The sequence below is a fragment of the Intestinibacter sp. genome, assembly GCF_034113885.1.
Taxonomy (GTDB): Bacteria; Bacillota; Clostridia; order Peptostreptococcales; family Peptostreptococcaceae; genus Intestinibacter.
In genome coordinates this window covers 1-6,196 of record NZ_JAXEWM010000158.1, presented here as the reverse complement: position 1 = coordinate 6,196, position 6,196 = coordinate 1, and the positions used below count along the sequence as shown (strand labels likewise).

The following is a 6,196-nucleotide window of genomic DNA, read 5'->3' as shown; positions in this document are numbered from 1 at the left end:
CATGTGGAAGCGGTAAAAAATACAAAAAATGCTGTGGAAAAAACAAATAAATTTGTTGATAAAAGGAGTTGCATTAAATTGTGCAGCTCCTTTGTTTTGGTAAAACCTTATTGTACAGCTTCTTTGATTGTATCTATCATTAGATTTTCGAAAATACTTATATCTACATCCTCAACCTCTACAGGAACTTGAATTTTTTCGTATAATTCAAATATCATATCGTCTGTGATTTCAATTACACCTGTGTTTCCGATGATGGCATTTTCGTACATGCCAAATTGATTTATTACATCGTAATTATCTACAGCATGGCTGAATTCATTTAACTGATCAAATTTTTCGACCCATCCTGATGTTAAGTATATATCTTTTCCTTCGACATAAGATTCAACAACTCTATCACCGATAATAGCTTCTAAGCAGTTTGACGGCTTGATAGTAACTATATTATTGTATTTTTTCAAAAACTCGAAAAATCTATAGTGACATTTAGAGCCGTAAAGAACTATTACCTTGTCGTATTCTACAGTCATTTTGTCCAATGCACCTGTAACATCTGCTTCTAATTTATCTAAATCAGTATGTAATCCGAAATGAAGATAAGTAACTTCAATATCGACATCGAATAAATTTTTATTTTTTATATCTTCTAAAACTTTTTCTAACTCAGGCTCAAATACTGAGCATGCTAAAATTCCTATTCTCATAATTATCTAGTCCTCCTATTTAGTTTAATTAAAACCATATATAAATTATATAATATTCTAATTTTAAATTGATACTTTTTGATGACTTTTGGAACAAAAATAATTAAACAACATAATATAAACTAAATCGAGTAATAGGGGGCATATCATGAAGGTTGGAGATATTGTAGCTAGAAAGTCATATGACAAAGACATTGTTTTTAAAATCACTGATATCATAACTGATGATAATGGAGACAAAGTGGCTATATTAAAAGGGGTTGCTTTTAGAATTATAGCTGATGCGTATTTGAGTGATTTAGAATTATTGAAGCCTCCAGATATAAGAGAGGTTTTAATGGACAAAAATGTTGAAAATATTTTATATAGATCTCTTAAAAAAGCAAAGGAAAGAGAGAAAAAAAATATGCGCGGAATCCAAAAGTTAGCTCAATCAACAGCTAATGTCTACGGTATTCCAGGCAAAGTTCTTCAGATAGATGGAGATAAAGAATATTTGAAAATATGCTTAGATGTATATTCACAGCTGGGGATACCAGCGGTGGGAGTTGCAATCCCAGAAGCAAATCAATATAAAGAGGTTAAAAATTTATTGGAAAAACACAATCCCGATATATTAGTAATAACAGGTCATGATGCTATGCACGTGAAAAATGGGGATGTAAAAAATATAAACAATTACAGAAATTCATATAATTTTTTTAAGGCTGTAAAGGAAGCTAGAAAATGGCAGCCTAATTTAGATACCTTAGTTATATTCGCTGGAGCTTGTCAGTCTAATTATGAGGCTCTGATGAAGGCTGGAGCGAATTATGCTAGCTCACCAGGTAGAATTATGATACATGCACTAGACCCTGTATTTATAGTTGAAAAAATAGCTTGTTCTAGGATTGATATAGTTGTTCCTATAGAAGAAATATTGGAGCAGACAATTACAGGAATAAAGGGAATTGGTGGTTTTGAGACAAGAGGTAAATTTAGATGGGCTATGCCAAGACCTTATTTATTGTAGAAATATATAGAAGTCAAAATTTAATTAACATTTTGAAAATTAAATCAAAACCATACACTTTGATAAAAATACGGTAAATTTAAAATAATACTGTATTCTTAAAAAATACTATTGACAATAGAGTAAAAAATATATAAAATTATTAGTTTATACGTTTGACAAATTTCCTTTTTTATGATATTATGTAAACATATAAAAATAAAGAAGGTGATGTTGTGGCTACTGTTCAAACTTTGGATAAGATTAGAGTAACTTTAAAGAAACACTTAGGAAAGACTATAGTATTAAAGGCCAACAAAGGTAGAAAACAGGTTGTTACAAAAGTTGGAGTATTAGAAAATGTATATCCAAGTGTTTTTGTAGTAAAATTAGGTGGAACATCAGATGGAAATCAAAGAGTGTCTTATAGCTACTCTGATTTATTGACAGCAAATGTAAAATTACAAATTTGCAAAACTACAGATGATACATTAAATGCAAGTTAAAATTATACCTATTAAATAGGTGTAATTTTTTTTTGTCCTGATAAATATAATTTAATAGTTAAATTATATGGGAGGGATAGCTGTGGAGTTAATTAAGGATATTATTAAAATAGACAATAGGATGGACTTCGGGAAATTTCAAACCTTTATAGAAGCTGAAAATGTTGTTCCAGATAGAAAATCGGATGTGTACGATATTGTCGACACTATGGGATACATAGTAATTAGAAAGGTTGAAATGCTAGAAGGTAAAATAACCTGTAGAGGAAGCTTTAATTATAATGTTATTTATGTTGCGGATGACAAGAGTACAATATCAAATATAAGCGGCAAGATCGAGATAAATGAAGTTATAGAGAAGGATAATGTTGTTCCTGATATGGAATATATGCTTTTTCCTGAGGTAGAGCATATGGATTGCACTATAATGAACGAAAGAAAGATAAAGGTAGGCGCTCTAATCAATATAAGAGGGAGCTTATTTGAAAAGCAGAGATTAGACATAGTGAAGGATGTTTCTCAGGTTGAAGGTATACAGAAGCATAGAAAGGAAATTTCATTTCAAGATATAGTTGGAATTGAAAAATCAGAAAATGTAGTCAGAGATACGATTACAGTTAATGTCGAGGAAATAGAAGATATTATAAATATAACACCTAGCTTAAGGGTTAAAGAAAGCCGAATAACAGATAATAAAGTTATAATAGGCGGTGTATTAGAAATAAATCCTCTAGCTTGCACTTATGATTCAGAAATTGTAGAGCTAGATAAAGTTGGCATTGATTTTACACAGTTTATAGAAGTGCCTGGAGTATTTGATGGAATGAATGAAGAGATACTTATGAATATAGGTGATTTCAATTATGAGTTTAAACGAAATCCAGATAATAATACAGGGCTTTTAGAAGTAGAATGCACAGTTTTTTCAAAGGTCAAGGTCAGCGAAGAGGTGACTAGAGAAGTACTTCAGGATGCTTATTCTCCTCAGAAAATAATCAAATTTGAACATAGACTTATAAATTTAAATAAAACCTTATTATCGTCAAATGATAGCTTTTTAGTAAGAGAAAATTTAAGCTATGATAATGATGATGTTCAAATAAAGGATATTGTAAATATTTGCTGTAATGCATCTATAGAAAATACTTATATAGAGGGTTCTAATTGTGTAATACAGGGCATAATAAAGGCAGATATACTTTTTGTTCCTGTTGAAGGCTTGAAAATGATTTATAAGATAAATGAAGAAATTCCTTTTGAGCATGAATTAGAAGTAAATAAATTATCTGATACATGTTCAGTATTTAATACGATTTGCATCGAAAAGGTAGATGCCGATTTAAATAGAAATCAAATTGAATTAAACATAAAGATAGGAAGATTTATAGAGGTAATTGATAAAAAGGCAGAGAGCTTCATAATAAAAGGAGAAGATAAAGGAGAATACGACTTATCAAAGGCTCCAAGTATAATTATATATATTTGCAAAGAAAATGATAACTTATGGGACATAGCTAAAAAATACAATACAACAGAAGAGGAAATCGCTCAGACAAATGAGATTGATTTAAATGAAAATTTAGTTCCAGGAAAATGTTTGATTTTAGAAAAAAAAGTTACACAAAATGAATAAAAATAATAATAGTAATAGTTAAAAAGATAAATAATAGGGGATAATGTCCCCTATTATTTAATTTTTGTAGTATAATTATAATTAGTAATGCATTATACGATATACAGAACTAAGTATTAAGGAGGCTAAAATGAATTCGATAAAATTAAAAAGTAGAGCGAAAATAAATTTATCTATAGACGTATTGGGAAAAAGACAAGATGGATATCATTTAGTCGAAATGATAATGCAGACAATTGATTTATATGATTTAATTGAAGTTAAAGAAAGACAAGATAAGGAAATAATAATTAAAAGTAATAGTAATGAAATTCCATTAGATTTTAACAACCTAGTGTATAAAGCAGTTGATTTAATGAAAAACACTTTTAATGTGGACAAGGGGTTAGATATTTATATACAAAAAAATATACCAGTAGCAGCAGGAATGGCTGGAGGAAGTTCAAATGCAGCAGCAATATTAGTGGGACTAAATAAGCTTTGGAATTTGAATTTAACTGAGGGTCATTTAGAGGAGATAGGATTAAAATTAGGTGCTGATATTCCGTTTTGTATAAGTGGAGGAACTGCTTTAGCTGAAGGCATAGGAGAAAAGCTTACTTCAATTGAGGGATTAAGTAGAGATGTTAGTATTTTAGTTTGTAAACCGGATTTATTTGTATCGACAAAGGAAGTATATGAATGTATAGATTCCAAAGAGATAAATAAAAGACCGAATAACAAATTGCTTATTGAATGTTTAAAAAATAATCAAACTAAAAAATTAGCGGAAAATATGTTTAATGTTCTTGAAGAAGTTACTGTGAATAAATATCCAGTGATTCAACGAATTAAAGATACAATGATAAATAACAAGGCATTAGGAGCTATGATGAGTGGGAGTGGGCCTACAGTTTTTGGATTATATGAAAATAGAGAAGATGCGATTAGATGCAAATCTATATTAGAAAAACAATTTAAACAAACATTCGTCGTAGTATGTGAAGAAAAGGGGGTTGAAGTTAATGGATAGCTTAACTAAATTAAATTTAGATGACTATAAGCCATTAAGAGATGTTGTATTTGAAAACTTGAGAAGTGCTATTTTAGAGGGCAAACTAAAATCAGGACAAAGATTAATGGAGGTTCAACTAGCAGAACAGCTTGGTGTAAGTAGAACTCCAGTAAGAGAAGCGATAAGAAAATTAGAGCTTGAAGGACTAGTTGTGATGTTACCTAGAAAAGGTGCTTATGTAGCTAATATATCAGTAAAGGATTTAATGGATGTATTGGAAATAAGAGCTAGCTTAGAAGGATTAGGCGCATCTTTAGCAGCTGAGAGAAGAGACGATGAAGATATAAAAAAATTAGAAGAAATCGAAATCGAATTTGAAGAAGCAGTAAAGACACAAAATATCGAAATGCTATTGAAAAAAGACGTTGAATTCCATGAATGTATATTTAAATCAGCTAATAATAAAAAATTAGCGAAGATGATAAATTCTTTATGGGAACAAGTTCAAAGATTTAGAATAACTTACGTTTCAGATTCAAATGCATCATTAAGTTTAATAGACGAACATCAAGCTATTTTAGATTCTATAAGAGAAGCTAATGTAGTAGAAGCTAAAAAGTTTGCTATTGAACATATAGAAAAAGCTGAACAATTCATGTTAGAACACTGTACTAAATAATAACAGTTGATAAATATGATCATAAAAGTGATCTTCTAGAAGAAATATTTATAAAGAAATAATTATTTTAAGTAGAATAATTATTTCTTTATAAATATTTAGCTAGGAGGTCATTTTTATTTTTTGAGAAATTTTATTTTTTGAGTATAAAATAAGTTAACTTGGAAATAATCTCAATATACCAAATAAATGGGGGATGAGATGATGAAAAGGAGATTTATAAAACGAGAATTTAAAATAAATACGAAGATAAAAATAAGAATAGTAGTATCTGTATTAATGCTAATTTTTACTGTTGGTTTAATGGTAACTTCTATATATGGAGAGGTATCAAAAATTAATACGACATCTGTAAATTACAAGGATAAATTAATACGATTTCATGTATTAGCTAATAGTGATTCAGAAGAAGACCAACAGCTAAAGTTAAAAGTAAGAGATGCAGTTATAGATTATTTACAACCAAAGCTACAAAATTCTAAAAGTATAAGTGAAAGTGAAAGCATAATAATAAATGAAGAAGACAATTTAATAAATATATGCAAGGATATAATACAAGAAAATGGATACGACTATGATGTAAATATAGAATTAGGATATAGTAATTTTCCGACTAAGCAATATTCGAGTGTTGTTTTACCGGCTGGAGAATATAAGGCACTTAGGATATTAATAGGAAAAGGACA

Annotated in this window: 8 protein-coding genes; 7 read left to right on the top strand and 1 reads right to left on the bottom strand. The window is 29.2% G+C overall.

Going from position 1 to position 6,196, the window contains the following annotated elements:
- A partial coding sequence (locus tag SPD90_RS15335; protein WP_442909066.1) for an SEC-C metal-binding domain-containing protein occupies positions 1–50 on the top strand: 50 nt, incomplete at its 5' end.
- Between the two features lie 57 nt (positions 51–107).
- Here the strand turns inward: SPD90_RS15335 and SPD90_RS09685 are convergent.
- On the bottom strand, positions 108–707 hold the full coding sequence (locus SPD90_RS09685; RefSeq protein WP_290692955.1) for a DUF1638 domain-containing protein: 600 nt from the start codon (positions 705–707) through the stop codon (positions 108–110).
- A gap of 148 nt (positions 708–855) precedes the next feature.
- Here SPD90_RS09685 and yabG point away from each other — a divergent pair, with 148 nt between their 5' ends.
- The 6 genes from yabG to spoIIR form a co-directional block, all read left to right on the top strand.
- Positions 856–1,719 carry a sporulation peptidase YabG gene (gene yabG / locus SPD90_RS09680; RefSeq protein ID WP_290692957.1) on the top strand — a complete coding sequence of 288 codons (864 nt, stop codon included), beginning with the start codon at positions 856–858 and terminating at the stop codon, positions 1,717–1,719.
- A gap of 215 nt (positions 1,720–1,934) precedes the next feature.
- Positions 1,935–2,204 (top strand): Veg family protein, encoded by a 270-nt coding sequence (locus tag SPD90_RS09675; protein WP_290692959.1) that lies wholly within the window; start codon positions 1,935–1,937, stop codon positions 2,202–2,204.
- Positions 2,205–2,286: 82 nt separating this feature from the next.
- The gene (locus tag SPD90_RS09670) at positions 2,287–3,837 is read left to right on the top strand and encodes a DUF3794 and LysM peptidoglycan-binding domain-containing protein (protein WP_320925091.1); all 1,551 of its coding nucleotides are present in this window, start codon (positions 2,287–2,289) and stop codon (positions 3,835–3,837) included.
- Positions 3,838–3,967: 130 nt separating this feature from the next.
- Positions 3,968–4,849: a 4-(cytidine 5'-diphospho)-2-C-methyl-D-erythritol kinase gene (ispE, locus tag SPD90_RS09665; RefSeq protein ID WP_320925090.1), complete on the top strand. Its 882-nt coding sequence runs from the start codon at positions 3,968–3,970 to the stop codon at positions 4,847–4,849.
- A complete protein-coding gene (locus tag SPD90_RS09660; RefSeq protein ID WP_320925089.1) occupies positions 4,842–5,510 on the top strand; it encodes a GntR family transcriptional regulator in 669 nt (222 codons plus the stop codon). The genes ispE and SPD90_RS09660 overlap by 8 nt, the downstream gene beginning before the upstream one ends.
- A 204-nt stretch (positions 5,511–5,714) precedes the next feature.
- A partial coding sequence (gene spoIIR, locus SPD90_RS09655) for a stage II sporulation protein R (RefSeq protein ID WP_320925088.1) occupies positions 5,715–6,196 on the top strand: 482 nt, incomplete at its 3' end.

Excerpts from the sequence above, each read along its gene's own strand:
- SPD90_RS09685 (WP_290692955.1), bottom strand. The coding sequence starts at position 707 with ATGAGAATAGGAATTTTAGCATGCTCAGTATTTGAGCCTGAGTTAGAA.
- yabG (WP_290692957.1), top strand. The coding sequence starts at position 856 with ATGAAGGTTGGAGATATTGTAGCTAGAAAGTCATATGACAAAGACATT.
- ispE (WP_320925090.1), top strand. The coding sequence starts at position 3,968 with ATGAATTCGATAAAATTAAAAAGTAGAGCGAAAATAAATTTATCTATA.
- SPD90_RS09660 (WP_320925089.1), top strand. The coding sequence starts at position 4,842 with ATGGATAGCTTAACTAAATTAAATTTAGATGACTATAAGCCATTAAGA.